The organism is Pseudaquidulcibacter saccharophilus (assembly GCF_019455445.1).
Lineage (GTDB): Bacteria > Pseudomonadota > Alphaproteobacteria > Caulobacterales > Aquidulcibacteraceae > Pseudaquidulcibacter > Pseudaquidulcibacter saccharophilus.
Genome location: NZ_JAHWUS010000001.1, coordinates 1,144,773 through 1,165,047 on the forward strand (window position 1 = coordinate 1,144,773; position 20,275 = coordinate 1,165,047).

Here is a 20,275-nt window from a genome sequence, read left to right on the forward strand (position 1 = left end):
AGAATTTTTCTGCGGGCTTTATTTATGAAAAATGAAATTTAAAACCATCGCGGTATTTTCTCTAAATATTCCTCATAAACCGTGCCAAATTTTGCCCGCAATATTTCTTCTTCGGGTTTGATTTGAAAGGTTTCGATATATTTTATAAAGGCAGGAACAAGGATAAAACCATAACAAGACAGGTTTATCACACACCATCCTACAAGATTAAGGCATAGACCAAGATATTGTGGGTTGCGGGTGTATTTATAAATTCCGTCCGTAACAATCGCCGAAGCATTTTTTGGCGCCATTGGATTCATGGTTGTGTGGTGCTTTTGAAATGCCAAAAGCCCCATTAAATCAAGCGATAAACCAAGAAAAATAAACCCGCCGCCGATTAAAGCCTTAAAAGTATAATTAAGTGGCAGACGTGGCTCGAACCCGCGCAAAAGGAAAATCGCAATTGCGCAAGTAATCAACACCACGGGCGGCGGTATCTTAAGTTCCAAAAACTTCATGATGTGGTTTCATTAAACTTTTCGATTTTTTCGCTGGTTTCGGTGTCTAATTGCCCCTCTAATTTGGCAATAACCGCACTGGCAACGCTATTGCCAACGACGTTGGTTGCAGAACGACCCATATCAAGCAATTGATCAACCCCGATTACAAGGGCAATCCATTCAGTTGGTAGGCCAAAATATGCCAGTGTCGCCATAATAACCACCAATGATGCACGCGGCACGCCAGCAATCCCTTTTGACGTAATCAAAAGCAGGAATAGCATCATAACTTTTTGCATCAATGTAAACTCAACGCCATATGCCTGCGCAATGAAGAGAGTTGCAAAGGTGCAATAAAGCATTGAGCCATCAAGGTTAAAAGAATAGCCAAGCGGCAAAACAAATGACGTGATTTTACGTGAAATACCAATGGTTGGCAGGCCGGCAAGAAGCTTTGGATATGCGGCCTCTGATGATGCGGTTGAGAATGAAAGTAAAAGCGGGTCGGCAATAACTTTCAAAAGTTTTTTAATCATATCTTTGCCAAGGAAGGCAAGACCAGCCAAAAGAATGATTACCCATAAAATCACCATTGCCAAATAGAATTCCAGCATGAATTCGCCGTATTTTATAAGGATTGGCGCGCCCTGTTGCGAAACCACTTTTGCCAAGGCACCAAAAATTGCGAATGGCGCAAATTGCATAACCATTTCAGTAACTTTTAGCATGATACTTGCGGCTTCTTCGGCAAGCTCCATAACCTTTGGTGATTTGTCGTCAAGTGCCGCAATCGCAGTGCCCACAAATACCGAGAATACAACGATTTGCAGGATTTCATTTTCCGCCATTGCTTTGATAATCGAGGTTGGGATTACGTGTTCAATGAATTTTTCAAAGGTAAAGCCATCGGTTGATGGTGCTTTGGCGGCTTCGCCCGCTAAAAGGTGCAAATCCATGCCAACGCCGGGTTTGAAAAATTCCACCATAACCATACCAAGGGTAAGAGAGATTATAGAGGCCGAAATAAACCAAATCATCGCTTTTACGCCAACACGCCCAACCTGCGCGGCATCTTCCATGTGACCGATACCGGCAATTAGTGTGAATAACACCAATGGCGCGATAATCATTTTAATCAACATAATAAAGATTTTTGGCAACAAGCCAAAGAATGTAATTGCGCCTTTGATTTGATCTGGCTCAAAAAAGCTATTGCAAATAAGGCCAACTATAACCCCAAGAACCATGGCTGCGGTAATAAAATAAGCAAATTTTTTATTCATTCTTGCCCCGAGTTAAAAAATAATTGTTATGACAATAAGGCATTTATTCCAAAACAAAAGATATTTTGGTGATAAAAATAAAATATTGTAAAATTAAAGCTGCAAGATGCGAAAAGGGGCGGAATTTTCCGCCCCCTTGATTGCCATAATTACATTCCCGGTGGTGGACCACCGCCGCCGCCCGGGCCATGTGGTGGACGTGGGAATACATCATCCGATTGCCCTTTTGGTCTTGCCCCCATCATCATGCGGAAACCGACATAGAATACACGTGGCTCAGTGTTCATGACTGTAGTGCTGTTGAATGTCGATGAATTAATCACGCTTTTGGTTTTTTCCATATCGAATGGATTGGTGACATTAGCCATTAAGGTGATTGCAGGGTTTATTTGGTGGCTATATGAAATCATGCTCATGGAACGGCCACCATTATAGCCCTGCGCAGTATAGGTTTTGCCCATGCCGCCCATCATGAATTGTAGCTTGTCAGCTTTGGTGATGTCATAGCTAACACGCATACGCCCTTGCATAGTTGTGCCAGAGATTTTGCTTTTGGTGCTATTGATTGCGTCCAATTCAACATAAGACAAATTAGTGTTTAGGTTGACCGCCAATTTATTATCAAGGAATTTCTTATCAAGATTAACCTCAAGTCCACCTGATTGCCCGTTGCCAGAGTTTATTTTGGTGGTTTGCAAAATGTTTCCGGTCAAATATTCGCTATAGGATGTGATTACATTGTCATTATAGCGATAATATCCGCGAACTTGATATGAAACGGGACCTTTTGCATATTCATAACCAACTTCTAGTGAATCAGTGGTTTGTGGACGTAGGTTTGGATTACCAACCTTTACATTCTCAGCATCAGAATAAACCGGTGTTGCGTTCAAATCCTGCGCATTTGGGCGCTGGATACGACGAGAATATGAAAAGCGTAATTTGCCATTATCAGAAACATCATATGTCAAAAACGCAGATGGGCTGACATTGGTGTAAATTGATGAAGATGCAATATTTGATGTTGGGTTAAAGGTGTTTACATCAGTATTTTCGACACGAACGCCCAATTGCCCCGCCCATTTATCACCCAGATATTGTTGATAGGTAAAATATGCGGCATTCACAATTTGATATGAATCAAAGGTATTAGTGCGGTTTGGATTGGGAACCACAATACCATCTGCATCATTTATACGTACCGCATAGTTTTTAATACTATTGTCATTCACTTCAATTTGCAAACCAGAAGTAACTTTACCTTGCCCGACCGGTTGTTCAACATCGATTGAATAAAGGTAGTTTTTCAAATCCGATTTTGTATCAAGAACATCGTGATAGTGATTAATGCTTGGCAAATCATATTGATAATAATCATCGGCATCGCCATTGCCATCCGAAACGCTGTAACGCAAATCAGTTTTAAATTTGCCGCCATTGCCATTATTATGATCATAGCTTAGGGCAATTCCATAATCGTCACGATTATCGGTTTTAAGTGAATTTAGATTGTAATTAGTGATTATGTTTCCCGCGCTATCAAGGCCGATATATTTACGGTTTGATAATGACGTGGTGTCACGCGTTGCGTAATTTGCCTGAAAGCCAAGTGTATCCTTATCGCTAAGGAAATATTCAAGACCAATGTTGCCGCCAACACTTTTACGATTTGTATTTGCATTTCCACTTTGTTCGGAATGGGCAAGTGCGCCGCTTAATGGATTAATGGTATCACGCGTCATTCTTGATGTAGAGCTTCTGCCATCATCACGATAATTTAGCCCACCAGTAAGGCTGAATTTGCTGGTAGTATAAGAACCAGTCATATTGCCATTAAGGCGACCTTTTTCGCCCGCGCTCATCATAAGGGTGCCGAATTTACCTGGTTTACGGTTCTTTTTCATAACCAAATTAATGATGCCAGAGCTTCCTTCAGAAGAGAAACCCGCGCCAGGGTTATTCATAACTTCGATAGATTCAATATCGGATCCCGCGATTGATAATATACTAGCTGCACGATTATCGCCCTTCAGCATTGCAGAATCACGACCGTTCATAAGAACCTTAACATTCGATTGCCCGCGCAGAGTGATATTGCCTTCACTGTCAACATTTACAGATGGGACTTGGTTTAATGCGTCGGCCGCGGTTCCGGTTTGGGCGGCAATGTTATCTTTTAAATTATAAGACTGACGGTCAATTTGGTTTTGTGGCTTGGTGCCGGTGACGACAACGGTGTTTTTATCAGTTGCTGGTGAGTCATCTTTTTTTGTTTGTTCATCCGCTGGTTTTGCATCTTGTGCAAATGAAAGAGATGGTAATGCCAATACTGCTGCTAGAACCAATATAGATATACTATTTTTGGTTTTTAAGTTCGCATTTTTCATAATTTGGTAGGCCTCTGTATATTATTTTAAACCTTATACGGTAGAGAATCTTAATTCCGTCACAATCATGGCATGAATTAGCTGCAAATTTAAATTACATATTTTTCACGACGGAAACCAAAAATTATAGCGTAGAATTAATTGGTTGAGGCGGATGGGCAAAAGAGTGGTAACACCACAAAAGGTGGATTATATGATTATAAACACACAAGACACCAATTTTATAAAACGATTTGGCTATGGCAAAGGGCTTAATAATTTAAATTTTGCCAATAATACCAAGCCATATTTACCAGAAATTGATGAAAGCTATTCATCTGATTTTCCCAATATGATTGCCAATTATTTTGCGGCACAAAAAGCAAATGACAAAGATAAAATTGGCGAAATTGTAAAAACATCTTATGGCAATTTCATTGCCAAAAGGGTGGGGCTTGCGCTTGCAGCACCAATTGGTTTTCACGAAAGATTGGTTCATTTTTGGTCAAACCATTTTGCAATATCGGTTGACAAAAGGGTTGTGACATTTTTGGCTGGTGATTACGAATTTTCGGCAATTCGCCACAATATTAATGGAAATTTTTATCAATTATTGATGGCGGCAATTACCCATCCGGCAATGCTTGAATATCTTGATCAGGAAAAATCAATTGGTCCGGATTCAATTGCTGCGGCACGAGCCGCTGATAAGGGTAAGAAAATTGGTCTGAATGAAAATTTGGCGCGTGAAATTCTTGAACTCCATACTTTGGGGGTTGATGGTGGGTATAGCCAAAAAGACGTAACCGAATTTGCCAAGGCATTAACTGGCTTTGCGTATATAAAGCCCAAACAAGATACGACTGATTTTTCTAATGTTGGCAAATTCAATTTTATCCCGCAATGGCATCAAAAAGGTAGTGTGGTTTTTATGGGCCGCGAATATTCGCAAAATGGCTATAATCAACCTGATGCAATATTAAAATATATCGCAAGCCACCCTGCAACCGCAAAACATATTGCAACCAAATTGGCGCGCCACTTTTGTGCGGATGATCCACCCCAAGCATTGGTTGAGAGGCTGAAAAACACATTTTTAACAACAAATGGCGATTTGAACCAAATGTATGAGGTTCTATTAAACTCGCCGGAGTGTATGGACGCAAAATACACCAAATTTAAGACACCTTGGGATTGGTTTATTTCTAGTTTGCGGGCCATTGGCGTTGAAAATTTGGATGCAAGATTAATCAACCGTGCCATGAAAACATTGGGGCAAGAAATTTTAAAGCCCGAAGCCCCCAAAGGTTATGATGATATTCAAAGTGCATGGGCGGCACCAGATGCCATTGAAAAGCGTGCCGAGATTTCATCATTGATGGTGGCGAAATTTATGCCGCCAGCCACACCAGTAGATATTGCAAAAGCGATTTTTGGCGACACCCTAAGCGAGAATACGCTTAAAATTGTTTCGCGTGCCGAAAGTAAACAATCCGCACTCGCATTATTATTAATTTCACCAGAAAATATGAGGCGCTAAGAAAATGAAAATTCAAAGACGCGATTTCATAAAATACGCTGGCGGTCTTGGGCTGTCTGGCTTTATTCCTTCCATAAGTTTTGCCAATGCCGCAACCGAAACCCGTTTTATATTCATTATCCAACGTGGTGCGGCAGATGGGCTTGATATTATAAACCCGCGATTTGACAAGAATTACTTTTCTTTGCGTGGTGATATGGCCTTGAAAGATGATGAAGTAACCATGCTTGATAATGGCTTTGCGCTTCACAATTCTTTGACAAATATTGGGCAATTATACAAAGACAAACAGGCCGCGTTTATTCACGCCATTGCAACACCATATCGTGAAAGGTCGCATTTTGACGCCCAAAACATCCTAGAGCTTGGTTCGGGGAGGGCATATGAATTTAATGCCGGTTGGATGAACCGTTTGATGGGGCTTTTGCCACAAAATAAATCAACCGAAGCAATCGCAATTTCCGAGACAATACCTGCGGCATTACGTGGTAATAATAAGGTTACAAGCTATTATCCATCTAATATCAAAGCACCTTCTGATGATTTGATGGTGCGGGTGGCAAGCCTTTATGAAAACGACCCGCTTTTGTATGATTTGTGGCTTCAGGCACAGCAGACAAGCAAACTTGCAACCGGTGATGAAATGGAAAATGCAAAAGAGATTGGCAAAATCACTGCCAAGCTTTTGAATGCGCCAAATGGACCACGCATTGCCATGCTTGAGACGACGGGTTGGGATACACACTCGGCGCAAACCGCACGACTTAAAAACAATTTGAAACAGATTGATGCCCTTGTGGGGCAAATAAAAGATGGCCTGGGTGATAATTGGTCAAACACTGTTGTGGTTGTTGCCACTGAATTTGGCCGAACCGCTGCTGCCAATGGCACACAAGGAACAGATCATGGCACGGCATCTTGTGCTATGGTTCTTGGTGGCAAGGTAAAGGGTGGCAGAATTATTGCCGATTGGGCAGGGTTATCACAAGCCAATCTTTATCAAAACCGCGATTTAATGCCGACCGCACAAATGTACGGATTATTATCAGGGGTTTTGGGTGAAACATATGGAATTGAACCCGAAAAAGTCGCGGCAAATTTATTTGCGGCTGCAAAACCTGATAAAATTATAAAGGGAATTATGATTTAACCCCAATATGCAGAATCGAACCCCCAAAAAGCAAAACTTGCTAAAAAATTTGTTTTTCATAACCGTCGCAATCGCCATGATTGCGGCGGTATTTGCCTTTATAATTGAACCCTCGCGGACAATTGTCAGAGAGGTAGATGTTGAAAGCCCATATTGGAATGGTGCGCCCATTAAAATTGCCCTTATATCTGATGTGCATGTCGATAATTTGCAGGTTCCGATTTCACGAATTGAAAAAACAGGAAAACTAATTCAAGGTCTTTCGCCCGATATAATCTTTATTGGTGGCGATTATGCAGGAGGTTATTTATCAAAAACACGCATGCCAAAGGCGGCATTTGAAAACCGTAGCCATGATGAAAACAAGCTTGAGATTGCGGCAATGCATGCCTTGGGTGATTATAATAAATATGCGCCATTGGGTGCGGTTGCCATTATGGGCAACCATGATAGGTGGTGGTCGGCGGACGAAACCCGCAAGGCATTTGCCCAAACCCAAGCTACATTCTTGGAAGATAAACTCCTTCATATAAAGAACGATAAATATGATTTTTGGATTTGTGGCGTTGGTGACAGGAACAACTGGCGCAAAGATAAGCCAAAAATTTGTGAAACTGCGCCATCTGGTGTTGATGTCCTTACCTTTGTTCATAATCCTGCATATTTTATTCCATATTTGGGCCAGGCAAAAATCCAATTTTCGGGGCATTTGCATGGCGGACAAATACGTTTTCCATTCATTGGCGCACCAAGAACTTCTGGCCCATATACCGAAGAAACTATAAAGGGTTATATGGTGGATGGGGATAGGGTGCTTGTCGTAAGTTCTGGCCTTGGTATGGTTGGTTTGCCCGCGCGTTTTAATGTGCCTCCAGAGGTGATGATCATAAACTTAAAAAGCGGCAGTAAAGCTGCCGCTAGTTCAAAGACAATAAAAAACTACTGGTTCATTCGTTAAATTGGATATGAGCCAGATGGGTTAAGCCCAGATGCACGAATTAAAATTTTATCGCCAGGCTTTGCAGCACGGTCATATTCGTGGGTTCCAGTGACTGGCTTCCCGTTAAACGGTGAAGTATATTTGAAAGTTACATTCGATTTATGGGCAACATTTCCGCCAACCCATTTTGCATCGGCTTGCAAGCTTTGTTCGGCTTTTACACAATCCATTTTTGCCGATTCTATATAGCCGTGACGTTTGCGATATTTGCGGGGCAAGAAGTTTTTGATGGCGCTCCAAACGCTATTATTATCAACTTCTTTCATGATTGTGCAGTAATTATTTGCTGAAACAACCTGTCCTTGTACCTGTTTCCAGCCCATTTGTTGATAATAACCAAAGCCAACCCCACCAACAATAACAACACCAATTACAATTGGCGTGAATTTTCCGAATATTTTGTTTAGAAGTTTTGTGATTAAATTCATGTTTCCCCCCGTCTTTGCAGAAAAATTTGAATAAAAATTGCGTTGGATTTAATTGATTTATCCGGTCATTGGTTGTGAATTTTATACGCCAAGCAAAAACATTTCCGTCGTGTAATGTTGAAATTTTAACAGCAATTCAGAAGGTTACAGGGTTTACATTCGGCTATGGGTAAATTATTACCCCCAAATCATTTGGGGAGTAGCCGTCACCGTCATCGGTGAAGATTATGTCAACATACTTGTGCGGCATGCACATGGCATATTCATCAGCAAGTCTGAATTGGCAAGACCATTGGTAAAGAGTGCACACCTTGACCGGGTGGGCTGTATTCTTTGCCTTTGGATGTTTGCCCGCCCGGTCACAAATGAAATAATGCTTGTAACTTTAATTTTATTTTTCGCCTCGGCAATTGCAATTTATTTGGCATGCGAGTTTTTCGTAAATGGTGTTGAATGGGTCGGTAAACGGCTTAATTTCGGGCAGACAGCAGTTGGAACGGTTTTGGCAGCATTCGGAACCGCATTGCCCGAAAGTGCGGTTACATTTTTTGCCGCAGTTTTTGGCAAAGACGCCCACCAAAAAGATATTGGCGTTGGTGCGGCAATGGGCGGGCCATTGGTTTTGGCAACCATTGCTTATGGCATTGTCGGCTTTTCCCTTTGGTACAAAAGATACCGCGAAAAAAGCCCTGATTATTTAATTCAAGGTAATTATAATCACCTTGCCAAAGATCAATTATCATTTCTTGTAATTTTCGCATTTAAAGTGGCTTTAGGTCTGGTTGCATTCACGATTAAACCTTGGCTTGGGGTTTTATTCCTTATAGCATACGGTTTTTATGTCTGGCGGGAAATCAATTCCGAAGAAGAAGATGAGGGCGAGGAATTAGAAGATTTAAAAATTCGCCCCCATAACCCAACACTTTTTTGGTCAGGTTTTCAGACATTGGCGGCCCTTGTGGTTATTGCGATTGCGTCCCAAACCTTTGTCCACCAGCTTGAAAGCATAGGTGAACTTGCGGGGCTTCCGCCACATATTATCGCCCTTCTTTTAAGTCCTGTTGCAACCGAATTACCAGAAACCATGAATGCAATCATTTGGGTCAGACAGGGTAAAGAGCGCCTCGCACTCGCCAATATTTCCGGTTCAATGATGATACAGGCCACCATTCCATCGGCAATCGGTATTATGGCGACCAAATGGATGTTTGATACAACATTGGTCGTTGCAGCCGGTGTTACATTTGTTGCGATGACATTGCTATATTTCATGTTCAAACGTGGCAAGGTCGATAGCAGGTTATTAGGCGGCATCGGGCTTTTATACGCGGTGTTTGGCGGTTGGATGCTGTTTCATTGATTTATACATTCTCCTTATTGTTAATTCATTGCTTCCCCTAAAATGTTGACATTTGTTGACATTGCTAAGTTCAGGTCGTCATTAAGACGGCCTGCACAACGCCAAAAAACCCTGACATTTCCTGATAATTATTAGGTAATCATCGGACTTTTGGTTCTTGCCTAAGATATTATAAGGGTAAATTTTTCGGCGATGATAGTGTCCTTACTTCCCCTTGCGAGAAAGCTTCCGCGCAGTATATGAAGGAGGTGGCAAGGGGTAATTGCCCGCAAGGTTTGTTATAAAATACCTGTCGCCGACCATCTTTCAATTGTTATTATTTTTTTAATCCTGCTTGGTGGCGCTTTTTATATGGATGCGTTTGGGGTAATATTTCCAAACCTCTATATTCAACATCTGCCCCGGATAGGCTTCACCACCAATTTCACGGGTTTTATCATAAGTTTTGCCATCAATCGGTGAAGTGTATTTAAAGCTTACTGTGCTATATTCATTTAAATCTGAATCGTGCCATTTTTCTTTGACTTTGCGCAAATTTCTTGCGGCATCGCAGTCCATGTGTTTTGTTACAATGGTTTTGTAGTCATCGCGTGAAATTATTTTTTCTATAAAGTTTTTCTCAACGCGATTTTCCAATGCACAGCTAAAAACCGAACTATTAATTTCGGCAGTTGTTGGCACAAAATTATTATAATAATCAAACATATAGGCAAAGCCGCCAACAACAGTAATTATTATTGGCGGTATGAAATAATCAATATTTTTGCGATAAAATTCCCATTCCATTTGATTGGTATAAGAATTGAAAATATTGCCTAATATGCTGCTGAGAAAATTCATTATATGATAATAACTATAAATAGTTAAAATCCATATAATTCCTTAAGGCTTGGATCTTTTTCGGCAACCTGTTTTGCGGTATCGACCATTACTTTGGCCTGTTTCCAGGTTGCGTCATCCTGCATCTTGCCATCAATCATGGCAACACCAGAACCATCTGGCATGGCTTCAAGGATTTTTTTGGCGAACAAGACTTCGTTAACATCTGGGCTAAAGACCTTTTTGGCAATTGCCACCTGATTAGGGTGCAATGACCATGCACCGGCACAGCCAAGCAAAAAGGCATTGCGGAATTGTTGTTCGCACGCATCCAAATCGGCAATGTCACCAAATGGGCCATAAAATGCCTTGATACCCGCACTTTGGCAGGCATCAACCATTTTGGCGATTGTATAATGCCATAAATCTTGTTGCACGCTTTCACGTGCAACGTCACCATTAACATCACCCAAAACGCGGTAACCCGGATGCCCACCGCCCACACGGGTGGTTTTCATGGCGCGCGATGCCGCCAAATCCGCAGGACCCAAAGAAATCCCTTGCATACGCGGGCTTGCAAGGGCGATTTTTTCAACATTGGCCACACCTTCGGCGGTTTCCAAAATCGCGTGAATTAGGATTGGCTTGGTTACACCTGCTTTGGCCTCTAGCTGGGCAAGAAGTTGATCGACATAATGAATGTCCCAAACGCCTTCGACCTTTGGAATCATAACCACATCAATTTTATTGCCAACTTGGGTCACGATTTCGGTTAAATCATCAAGCAACCAAGGGGAGTTAAGGCAGTTAACCCGTGTCCAAAGTCCTGTGCCAAGGGCGGCAAAATCGGTTTCTTTCGCCATTTTGATAAAGCCCGCACGTGCGTTTTCTTTTTCTGTGGCGGGAATGGCATCTTCAAGATTGCCAAGAATAACATCAACGGTTTTTGCAATTTCTGGCACTTTGGCGACAACTTTTTCAAGATGCGGCGGCACAAAATGAATCATACGCTCAACCCGAACTGGAAGTTCGCGGTATGGCATTGGTGCGCCGATTGCCAAAGGTTTATAAAAGCTGCGTGGTGTTTTCATTTTTTCCCCCAGAATTTCCCCTAGAAAATTTTTTAAAATAGTTCGGGGGTGAAAATATGCTTGTAAATATTTTTTTGCAAGTGCGAAATTAACCGACTTAAGTTTAATTTTTATTCTTTTCTTGGCTAAGCGATTTTAGAAATTCTACAATATCTTTTGCATCATCATCGCTTAGATATTTTGGTTTGTTGCAGGTGCTAAAGGAATTGTTATTAATGCAATCTGGAGACACGTTTTTGGTTGCCATTCCCAATTGGGAAACCGCCATAATTTTCACGGCTTCTTCAAGATTATTGACCTTACCATTATGGAAATAGGGTGCTGTTTCGGTAATATTGCGAAGGGATGGAATGCGGAATGTGCGGCTTTTGCTATTTTTCTCAATCAAATCATATTGCCGCGAATAGTTTGAGGTATAGACAGGAAAAATCCGCAAACCATCCGAACCATTATAAAGTGAGTTTACGCCGGCACGCGAAAAATCTGGGCCATCATGGCAATTCTTGCAGCCAATTGAATAAAATTTCTTCATTCCTTTAATCTGCTGGGGTGAAAGTGCCTTTAAATCGCCGGCAACATATTTGTCATACGGCGTATCAGAGGTGATAAGGGTTCTTTCATAGGTGGCAATTGCATTTAATAAATTTGTTTCGGTAATGCCCGTTTTGCCGTAAACCTGATTAAATGCTTTTGCGTAATATTCGTCTTGTTTTAGACGTGAAACAACATCGCCAAGACTTTGTTTGCCCATTTCAATGGGGTTGGTCATTGGCCCTTTTGCCTGTTCTTCTAAAGATTTTGCACGACCATCCCAAAATTGGGTTTTCATAAAGGCGGCATTTTTCACACTGGGCGAATTGCGTGGCCCGATTTGCCCAAAAACGCCGGTTGCGGTGGGTTTACCGTCCGTACCGCCAAATTTAACAATATCGTGGCAGGTTGCACACGAAACCTCCCCATTTATTGATAAGGCCTTGTCATAAAATAATTCTTTGCCCAATTCGGCGGCGCTTAGATTGGTTTTTAAATTGGCAACAGGTTGTGCAAGAGATTGCCAATTTGCCCCGCGTAAGTTGGGATTGATTTTGATGGCGGTGGTGGGGGGGATGGAATAATTCTGCTCGGCTAGAAAGCGTTTATGAAATTCGGCGGCGCGCCTTTTGGTGCTTTCTTCTACCGTAATGAATATAAAATATTTTAACATAAAGGCAAAAACCCCGGAACCAAGTGCAATTCCAAAAACAATCCGCCCCAAAAGCGGAAGTTTCAAACCTTTGCTTAGATCCGAGCCGACAATAAACCATATGCCTAATAAACCACATAGGATTACAATCAGACCCACAATGTGGAAGCCTGCTAACGAAGTCATTTAAATCACCAGATTAGGAAATATATTGTTTTAATTTTTCAAGTTTCGTGACTTTGATACTTCCGGTTTCAACCTTGATAAGACCCGCATCGACAAGCCGCTTTAAAAGCCGTGACACTACCTCGCGCGAAGTTGCCAAATGGCGGCTTATTTGTGCCTGTGTGATTTTTATAACGGGTGATGATACCGCGCGGCGGTAAATGAAACGGGCAATTCGTGTCTCAAGTGCCGAGGTGGCGGTTTCTTCAACCATTGCCATTAAATCAAACAGTCGCGACGAGAGGGCGTCAAACGCAAATTTCTGCACGCTTGCCTCGGAGCCAAATAATTCCTTGAAAAATGCGTTGGGGATGACCGTAATTTCAACGTCCCCTTCGGTTTCCACCCATGCCGGATATTCAATTCCCGAAAATGTGCAATTAAGTGCAAGGATACAGGTCTGACCAGGTTCAATCCAGTATAAAGTCCCTTCGCGACCTTGCGCATTGATATAATAAATGCGCAAGGCGCCTTTGGTTACAAGATAGACACCCTCAACTAAATCACCGCGCTTTATCAATTGCAGGGCGTTTGCGAATTTATAGGTTTTGATATTTTCATAAAACTTCGCAATCGACCGCTCGCTTAGGGCGTTGATAAAGGGGAATAATTCGGCTTGAGGTGTCATTACATTTGCCCTCAGATTTTATTGAAGAAAATATCCGTCGGTGTGGATGAATTTATTTCAACAATTGTATCATATGGCAAGCCAACTTTTTCATGGGCGCGCTTTACTGCCTCAACATTTGGGGCAAGGTTAAGGCAGAAGGCGCGTGCCGCATCAAAGCCAACCAAGATGTTGAGATTAACCACCCCTTCTTCGCGACAGGCTTTTTCATATTGGCTATGAAAGCCTGCAAAGTCTTGTTTTGAAATGCCTTTTGGGAAAGTTTGGTTTTCCGCATCATGCAGGTCAATAAATAGTTTCAGTTTTTCCATTTTCGTCTCCTTTGATGTTCAAAGGATAAAATGGGATGGTTTTTTAGGCTGTGACAAAGGTCACACCTGCGACCTTATGTCATTTATTTCGGCCTAATGGATGTTTATCTTCAAGCATGGTTTTTAGCTTTTCATAGGCGACATGGGTATAAATTTGGGTGGTGGAAATATCCGAATGCCCAAGCATGACCTGAACCGCGCGCAAATCCGCCCCACCTTCAAGCAGATGTGTGGCAAAGGCGTGGCGCAAGGTGTGGGGTGATAATTTGGCAATATCAACGCCCGCAATAAGCCCCAATTTATCCAAAAGCCGTGCATATTGCCGGCGCCCAAAATGCCCCTCTGCAGTATTGGCGGGGAACATATATTTCTGTGCCTTTTCTTTTATATTTAATTCTTTGGGCAAGGTTACTTCGCGCACGGATAGCCAGTCTTTGATTGCATTTAATGTTGCGGGACTAAGGGGGACAAGGCGCTCTTTAGAGCCTTTACCACGAATAATAATTGCCTGAATATCGTGGTTTTGTAGTGCCGATAATGGAATGGCGGTAAATGGTAATTCCACCAATTCAGATACCCTAAGGCCCGAACCATACATTAATTCAACCATGCAAATAGCACGCGTTTTTTCAATTGGTTTTAGCTTTTCACATGCGGCGATTAATTTATCGATTTCGCCGACTTCGACAATTTTCGGCAAGGGGCGGGTGGTTTTTGCCCCCTCCCACCGTGAAGTCGGGTCAATATCAATCATTTTTTCAAGTAAAAGGAATGAGAAAAACTGTCGTAATGCTGCGCGCCGTCGCAAAAGTGTGGCATTCTTAAGCCCACGATTATCCAAATCGACCGAGTATTTTTCAATTACTTTATGATCAATTTCTTTGGGTGCTATGGGGTGATTGTGACTAGATAAAAATTCAAAAAAATCGTTCAAATCGCGTTCATAGGCGGCAATAGTATTCTTGCTTGCGCCACGTTCCGCGCTTAACATTTCTAGGAATGTTGAGGTTTCCTCAATCATGTTTTTTTCTTACTAGGCATAGTTTTTTTCCAAATAGGCACTATTTCCCCCAATCAGGTAGCTTTTTTTCATCTTTCTTTGGCGCATCTTTAGAGGCTTCGGGCTTTTTCTCTACTTTGTCGCTTGCTTTTGATAATGATGATGTGATGGGCTTAGAAGCCGTAGTTTTTGGCGCAGGTGCTGGCGCGGTTGTTTTTTGTGCCGCCGGTTTTGCGTCTGTGGTGGTTTTTGTTGCCGGTTTCACATTTTCATTTTTTGTTTGCGATGAAGTATTTTTTGCGACGGGTGCCGCATTTTTATTTACATCGGTGGCTTTAACAGCTGGGGCAGGGGTTTTGAAAACAAGTGATTTCGCCATAATGGTATAAACCGCAAGCTCTTTGGCATCTTGGGTCAATCCAACCTGTTTCAAATTTCCAATAATTCGCGCCATTACGACATTATCAACCGACTTTGGTTCTTGCCCTTGTAATGACAATGCCGCCAATAATGCGGTTTCTGCCATTGCATTGCGATTTGCCGCCAAATCCATGGCGAATAATATATTTTCGTTATTAACAGCGCCAGAATTCAAATTGCCGGAAACCAAATAATCGGTTGAACGCGCCTTTAGTCCGGTTGCATTGGCAATTATCGCATCCCCATAATAGTTTTGTGGTGATTGCGCCAAATCAATGCCGCTTTGAATGCGTGCCGAAACCGCATTTGCATCATTTGCCAATATCCCAAGCGCAAGTTTTGACGATGCCCCAAGACTGGGGGCAAGCGCCAAAAATCTTTTCGCCGATTTGACATCAGAGGCTAAGATTGCGGCATTGGCAAAAACTTCTGCCTGCGCCGACGATATATTGTCAATTTCATTGAATTTGGGCGCGATACGTTTGGCAATGGCGGCGAACGATTGAATATCACGCGCATTGCTTAATTCATCATAATAGTTTTCACCCTTTATAGGTGGTTGTTCAACCGGGGTAACAATTACATTTCCGGCGCTATCAAAACTTTGCTTTTCAATTGGTGGAACCGGCGTAATGCTTGTGACATCGTTTTTGTATTTTGCATATTCGGCGGGCGAAATTGCCCCCTTTATCGCCGCATTAAGATAGATTTCATCCTTTAGATTGCTGTTTTCCAATGATAGCGCGCTCAAAGTCATTGCCGAAAGTTTTGGCAATTGTGCCGCAGTTGGAAAAAGCCCTAATTTTCGAGAAAGTGCGTAGGTGCGGCCATTATCGGCACGGAATGGGATTTTGGCGGCGTCACCATTTAAACCATTGCCAAGGGCGGCAATCGCGCGTGAAAGCCAAACGTCATATTCGCTTGGGTTGGTATTTTGCCCAATGGCGAGATCAAGTGATAATTGCGCTGCATCAACCTCATTATTCAGGGCATAGCAGGTTGCACGTAATTCCAACAATTCACGTTGTGGCACTTGTGGTTTGGTGGCTTCGACAACGTTGCAGGCATCTTCACTACGGTTTTGGTAAAACCAAACATCGGCGGCAATAATCAATAAATCCTGATTGGCAATGATATTGGGATAATTGTTCAATAAATTTGCCGCAGGCAGTGGCCCAAGTTTTGCCGCAAGGCGGAATCTTTCGGTTGCAACTTTTGTGTCTGAATTGGGGGCAAGGCCGCCCGATAAAATCACGCGGCGGGTTAAAAATTGTAATGGCGTGAATTTTTGATTTTCTGAAAGCTTTGAAAAAATTGCGCCCAATGCCGGAACATCGCTATTTAGCCAAAGATTAGATGGCAAGCTGTCATAGCCATCAACGCTTTCATAATAGCCCCAAAGGCCGACATCTTTAAGGCTTGAACCTTCAACCGAAATCGGCGCGGCAACATATTGCACCGCCGCAGGCATTTCATCAATTTCGGGTGCTGTCTGCCCAAACGCAATTGAGGCAAATACAATATTTAAACCCAGAGAATAAATTAGCGCGTTTTTCATTGATTTTTTTGGTTTCAAGGCTCTTCCTTTGAAGGTTAAGTCATAATTATTGGCAGTTTTAAATAATTTTGCGGCAATGGTATGGCGTATAATATTACTTACTGCTTTATCTTTTCAAACTATATAGACTAAATGCACTGAAAAAATTAATTACTTATTTAAGAAGTATTTTAATGCCAAACAGTTTTGAAAATGAAATGAATGCCGCAAATATAGGCGGTGATGTTTATGCGGGTGGAATTCTGCCGCGCACGATTGCGCTTGTCGGCCTTATGGGTGCTGGTAAGTCAACCGTTGGTAAACGTTTGGCACATACTTTGGGTGTCGCATTTTGTGATGCCGATGATGAGATTGAGGTGGCAGCAGGTCGCCCCATCGCAGATATTTTTAAAGAACATGGTGAGGTTGAGTTTCGTGCCGGTGAACGCCGCGTAATTGCCCGCCTTTTGCAACGCCCACCGCATATTCTTGCCACTGGGGGCGGGGCATTTATGAACGAACTTACGCGCGAATTAATGCGTGAAAAAGCAATTACAATCTGGCTAAAGGCGGATCTTGATACATTGATGAACCGTGTGCAGCGTCGCAATGACCGTCCGCTTTTGCAAAACGGCAATCCGCGCGCAACCATGGAAAGTTTGATGGAAAAGCGCTATCCCATTTATGCTAGTGCCGACATAATGGTAGAGAGTGTTGATGGACCACATTCAGCGACTGTTGATAAAATCATTGCGGCTTTACAGGAACGATCAATCCTGCCGAAAGATTTGGTTTTAAACCACGGGAATAGTCATGAGCATTAATAAAATAAACGTTGATCTTGCAGAGCGTCAGTATGACATCTTTGTTGGCGGCGGGGTTTTATCGGGTGCATCTGATAAAATATTACCACTTTTAAAACGCAAAAGAATTGCAATCATTGCCGATGAAAATGCCTATAAGTTTCATGGTGATAAATTGATTTCTTCACTTGAAAGCCAAGGTGTCGAAATCAAAACTATTATCACCAAATCGGGTGAAGGCACCAAAAGCTTTTCAAGCTTTGAAAACGTCATTGAGGAATTACTAGAATTTGGTATCGAGCGGTCGGATATAATCATCGCCTTTGGCGGTGGTGTGGTTGGCGATTTAACCGGATTTGTGGCGGGTGTTGTTAATCGTGGTGTTGATTTTGTACAAATTCCAACCACGCTTTTGTCCCAGGTTGATTCATCCGTGGGCGGCAAAACCGCAATCAATGCCCGTGCCGGAAAAAACCTTGTTGGTATTTTTTGGCAACCAAAATTGGTGCTTGCTGATACCTCTGTTTTAGATACGCTTGATAGGCGTGATATAATGGCGGGCTTTGCCGAAATATTTAAAATCGGTCTTATTCTTTATCCGCAATTCTTTGATTATGTAGAAGAAAATGCGGCAAAGATTTTGGATGAAAATGGGCAAGCGCGTCAATATGCGATTGAAAAATCTATCGAAGCCAAAGCCAAAGTTGTTGCCGAAGATGAACGCGAAGCCGGCGTGCGGGCATTGTTAAACCTTGGTCACACTTTTGGGCACGCCATAGAGGCGGCGGTTAATTATGACGAAACCAAATGGCGACATGGCGAAGCGGTGGCATGTGGTATTGCCATGGCGGCGCGTTATTCAAAACGAATTGGCGCACTTGCAGCAGACAAATGCGAACGGATAGAAAATTTTATTCGTGATTGTGGTTATCGCTATCTTATTAAGGGTGACAAGACATTTGACGCCAACGCAATGTTAAAAGTAATGTCACATGATAAGAAAAATTCAGGCGGAAAAATCAATCTCGTGCTTTTAAAAGACATTGGTAATGCCTATGTTCACAAAAATGCCGATGTGGCTGATTTATTGGAATTTTTAAAAGAGGAATGTTCTTAAACCTATGGACCCGCAATTAAACGCGCTTTTCACAACCATCGCCATCGTTTTGGTTTTGATTGGTCTTAATGCCTTTTTCTCATTGGCGGAAACCGCGCTTACGGCAGCATCCAAAGCAAAAATGACAAGCCTTGAAAAAGACGGTGACAAAAAGGCCGCCCGCGTCAACAAACTTCTTGAAGAGCGTGCATCAATGATTGGTGCAATTCTTTTGGGTTCTAACCTTGTCACAATTGCGGCATCGGCAATTGCCACCACAATTTTAACCAAGGAATATGGCCCTGCGGGCGCGGCGATTTCTACAGTGGTTTTAACCCCATTGCTTTTGATTTTTGGTGAGGTTTTGCCAAAATCAATGGCGATTAATGATGCCGATGAAATTTCGCGTAATGTTTCTTTCCCAGTGAAAATAATGGTGAAACTACTTTCGCCAATCATGTATCTTTTGACCGGATTTGTTGCGCTTTTGATGAAGCTTATGGGCATTCAGGGTGAGGTTTATACAACTGAACAAGCGCTTGCAGAAATTCGCGGTGTTGTGGAATTGGGGCGCCAATCAGGGCATTTGGAAAAATCTGACCAAGATCGTCTTGGCGGTGTGCTTGATCTAAAGGATTTGGATGTTTCTGATGTTATGGTTCACCGTAAAAGCCTTAAAACCCTTGATATTGATTTGCCGCCGCGCGAAATCATAAATCAAATAATTGGCACGGTGCATTCACGTATTCCACTTTATCAGGATGAGCCTGAAAATATCGTTGGCGTTTTACATACCAAAGACGTTTTAAAAGCGGTTGCCGAAAACAATGGTAACCTTGATGTGGTGGATATAAAAGCCATCATGACAAAACCATGGTTTGTGCCAGACACGACACCACTTCAAGAACAGCTTGAGGCATTCCAGAAAAAACGCAACCACTTTGCAATCGTGGTTGATGAATATGGTATGTTACAAGGGCTTGTAACCCTAGAAGATGTTTTGGAAGAAATTGTTGGCGAGATATCGGACGAACACGACATTGCCAAACAGGGTATTCGTCCACAGCCGGATGGCTCGATTAATGTTGATGGCTGGGTTCCAATTCGCGATGTAAACCGCGCAATGGATTGGGAGTTACCGGATGAAGATGCGGTTACTGTGGCGGGGCTGGTAATCCATGAGGCGCAGACAATTCCCAATGTTGGGCAGTCATTCTCTTTTCATGGTTACCGCTTTTTGGTTCTTCGCCGCCAGCGTAACCAAGTGCTTGCACTTCGGGTTACGCCAGAGGTTAAGAAAGAAGGCGGCGATTAATCGCCTATGCAACCATTTTGAATGCCATATCGGCAAATTGCAGCATATATGCGCTTACCAATACTAATGCCACCATAGTTCCAGAAAGGCGGGTAAAGAATTTATTGTTTACTAGATTTTTCATTTTTAACTCCATTTGTTTGTGCTATGGTGTGTTAGTAGCGTAACACACTAATGAAGTCAAGCACTAAAATGCACTTTTTTTAAAATAAACATTAATTCTCTTGAAAATCCCGCA

18 protein-coding genes and 1 riboswitch are annotated in these 20,275 nt (G+C 42.4%); of the genes, 7 read left to right on the plus strand and 11 right to left on the minus strand.

Going from position 1 to position 20,275, the window contains the following annotated elements; all coding sequences use genetic code 11:
* Positions 1–38 precede the first annotated feature (38 nt).
* The 3 genes from KXV15_RS05410 to KXV15_RS05420 all read right to left on the minus strand — a co-directional run bounded on the left by KXV15_RS05410 (position 39) and on the right by KXV15_RS05420 (position 4,152).
* A complete protein-coding gene (locus KXV15_RS05410) occupies positions 39–500 on the minus strand; it encodes a methyltransferase family protein (RefSeq protein ID WP_240007131.1) in 462 nt (153 codons plus the stop codon).
* Positions 497–1,765, minus strand: coding sequence for a dicarboxylate/amino acid:cation symporter (locus KXV15_RS05415; RefSeq protein ID WP_240007132.1), 1,269 nt, complete (start codon positions 1,763–1,765; stop codon positions 497–499). The genes KXV15_RS05410 and KXV15_RS05415 overlap by 4 nt, the downstream gene beginning before the upstream one ends.
* A gap of 149 nt (positions 1,766–1,914) precedes the next feature.
* On the minus strand, positions 1,915–4,152 hold the full coding sequence (locus tag KXV15_RS05420; RefSeq protein ID WP_240007133.1) for a TonB-dependent receptor: 2,238 nt from the start codon (positions 4,150–4,152) through the stop codon (positions 1,915–1,917).
* A gap of 193 nt (positions 4,153–4,345) precedes the next feature.
* Between KXV15_RS05420 and KXV15_RS05425 the strand changes: the two genes are divergently transcribed.
* The 3 genes from KXV15_RS05425 to KXV15_RS05435 are packed head-to-tail and all read left to right on the plus strand — an operon-like array spanning position 4,346 to position 7,779.
* Positions 4,346–5,671: a DUF1800 domain-containing protein gene (locus KXV15_RS05425; protein ID WP_240007134.1), complete on the plus strand. Its 1,326-nt coding sequence runs from the start codon at positions 4,346–4,348 to the stop codon at positions 5,669–5,671.
* Between the two features lie 4 nt (positions 5,672–5,675).
* On the plus strand, positions 5,676–6,821 hold the full coding sequence (locus KXV15_RS05430) for a DUF1501 domain-containing protein (RefSeq protein ID WP_240007135.1): 1,146 nt from the start codon (positions 5,676–5,678) through the stop codon (positions 6,819–6,821).
* Positions 6,822–6,870: 49 nt separating this feature from the next.
* On the plus strand, positions 6,871–7,779 hold the full coding sequence (locus KXV15_RS05435) for a metallophosphoesterase (RefSeq protein WP_240007136.1): 909 nt from the start codon (positions 6,871–6,873) through the stop codon (positions 7,777–7,779).
* Here KXV15_RS05435 and KXV15_RS05440 read toward each other — a convergent pair.
* Entirely contained in the window at positions 7,776–8,249 is a 474-nt protein-coding gene (locus tag KXV15_RS05440) for a hypothetical protein (protein ID WP_240007137.1), read from the minus strand. The genes KXV15_RS05435 and KXV15_RS05440 overlap by 4 nt on opposite strands.
* Positions 8,250–8,430: 181 nt before the next feature.
* Positions 8,431–8,597: riboswitch (yybP-ykoY riboswitch) on the plus strand.
* Between the two features lie 25 nt (positions 8,598–8,622).
* On the opposite strand from KXV15_RS05440, the gene KXV15_RS05445 reads away from it, so the two are divergent.
* Positions 8,623–9,609, plus strand: a complete 987-nt coding sequence (locus tag KXV15_RS05445; protein WP_275671551.1) for a sodium:calcium antiporter — start codon at positions 8,623–8,625, stop codon at positions 9,607–9,609.
* 324 nt (positions 9,610–9,933) lie between these two features.
* On the opposite strand, the gene KXV15_RS05450 is transcribed toward KXV15_RS05445, so the two are convergent.
* The 7 genes from KXV15_RS05450 to KXV15_RS05480 form a co-directional block, all read right to left on the minus strand.
* Positions 9,934–10,449: a hypothetical protein gene (locus KXV15_RS05450; RefSeq protein ID WP_240007139.1), complete on the minus strand. Its 516-nt coding sequence runs from the start codon at positions 10,447–10,449 to the stop codon at positions 9,934–9,936.
* Between the two features lie 23 nt (positions 10,450–10,472).
* Positions 10,473–11,519, minus strand: a complete 1,047-nt coding sequence (locus tag KXV15_RS05455; RefSeq protein ID WP_240007140.1) for an HpcH/HpaI aldolase/citrate lyase family protein — start codon at positions 11,517–11,519, stop codon at positions 10,473–10,475.
* Positions 11,520–11,622: 103 nt separating this feature from the next.
* Entirely contained in the window at positions 11,623–12,888 is a 1,266-nt protein-coding gene (locus KXV15_RS05460) for a cytochrome-c peroxidase (RefSeq protein WP_240007141.1), read from the minus strand.
* 13 nt (positions 12,889–12,901) lie between these two features.
* Positions 12,902–13,555 carry a Crp/Fnr family transcriptional regulator gene (locus KXV15_RS05465; RefSeq protein WP_240007142.1) on the minus strand — a complete coding sequence of 218 codons (654 nt, stop codon included), beginning with the start codon at positions 13,553–13,555 and terminating at the stop codon, positions 12,902–12,904.
* Between the two features lie 11 nt (positions 13,556–13,566).
* The gene (locus KXV15_RS05470) at positions 13,567–13,866 is read right to left on the minus strand and encodes a DUF4242 domain-containing protein (RefSeq protein WP_240007143.1); all 300 of its coding nucleotides are present in this window, start codon (positions 13,864–13,866) and stop codon (positions 13,567–13,569) included.
* A 79-nt stretch (positions 13,867–13,945) separates the two neighbouring features.
* On the minus strand, positions 13,946–14,887 hold the full coding sequence (locus KXV15_RS05475; RefSeq protein WP_240007144.1) for a tyrosine recombinase: 942 nt from the start codon (positions 14,885–14,887) through the stop codon (positions 13,946–13,948).
* Positions 14,888–14,927: 40 nt separating this feature from the next.
* The gene (locus tag KXV15_RS05480; protein WP_240007145.1) at positions 14,928–16,844 is read right to left on the minus strand and encodes a hypothetical protein; all 1,917 of its coding nucleotides are present in this window, start codon (positions 16,842–16,844) and stop codon (positions 14,928–14,930) included.
* 173 nt (positions 16,845–17,017) lie between these two features.
* Between KXV15_RS05480 and KXV15_RS05485 the strand changes: the two genes are divergently transcribed.
* The 3 genes from KXV15_RS05485 to KXV15_RS05495 are packed head-to-tail and all read left to right on the plus strand — an operon-like array spanning position 17,018 to position 20,037.
* Positions 17,018–17,647, plus strand: a complete 630-nt coding sequence (locus KXV15_RS05485; RefSeq protein ID WP_240007146.1) for a shikimate kinase — start codon at positions 17,018–17,020, stop codon at positions 17,645–17,647.
* The gene (gene aroB / locus KXV15_RS05490) at positions 17,637–18,743 is read left to right on the plus strand and encodes a 3-dehydroquinate synthase (protein WP_240007147.1); all 1,107 of its coding nucleotides are present in this window, start codon (positions 17,637–17,639) and stop codon (positions 18,741–18,743) included. The genes KXV15_RS05485 and aroB overlap by 11 nt, the downstream gene beginning before the upstream one ends.
* A gap of 4 nt (positions 18,744–18,747) precedes the next feature.
* Positions 18,748–20,037: an HlyC/CorC family transporter gene (locus tag KXV15_RS05495; RefSeq protein ID WP_240007148.1), complete on the plus strand. Its 1,290-nt coding sequence runs from the start codon at positions 18,748–18,750 to the stop codon at positions 20,035–20,037.
* Positions 20,038–20,275: the final 238 nt, after the last annotated feature.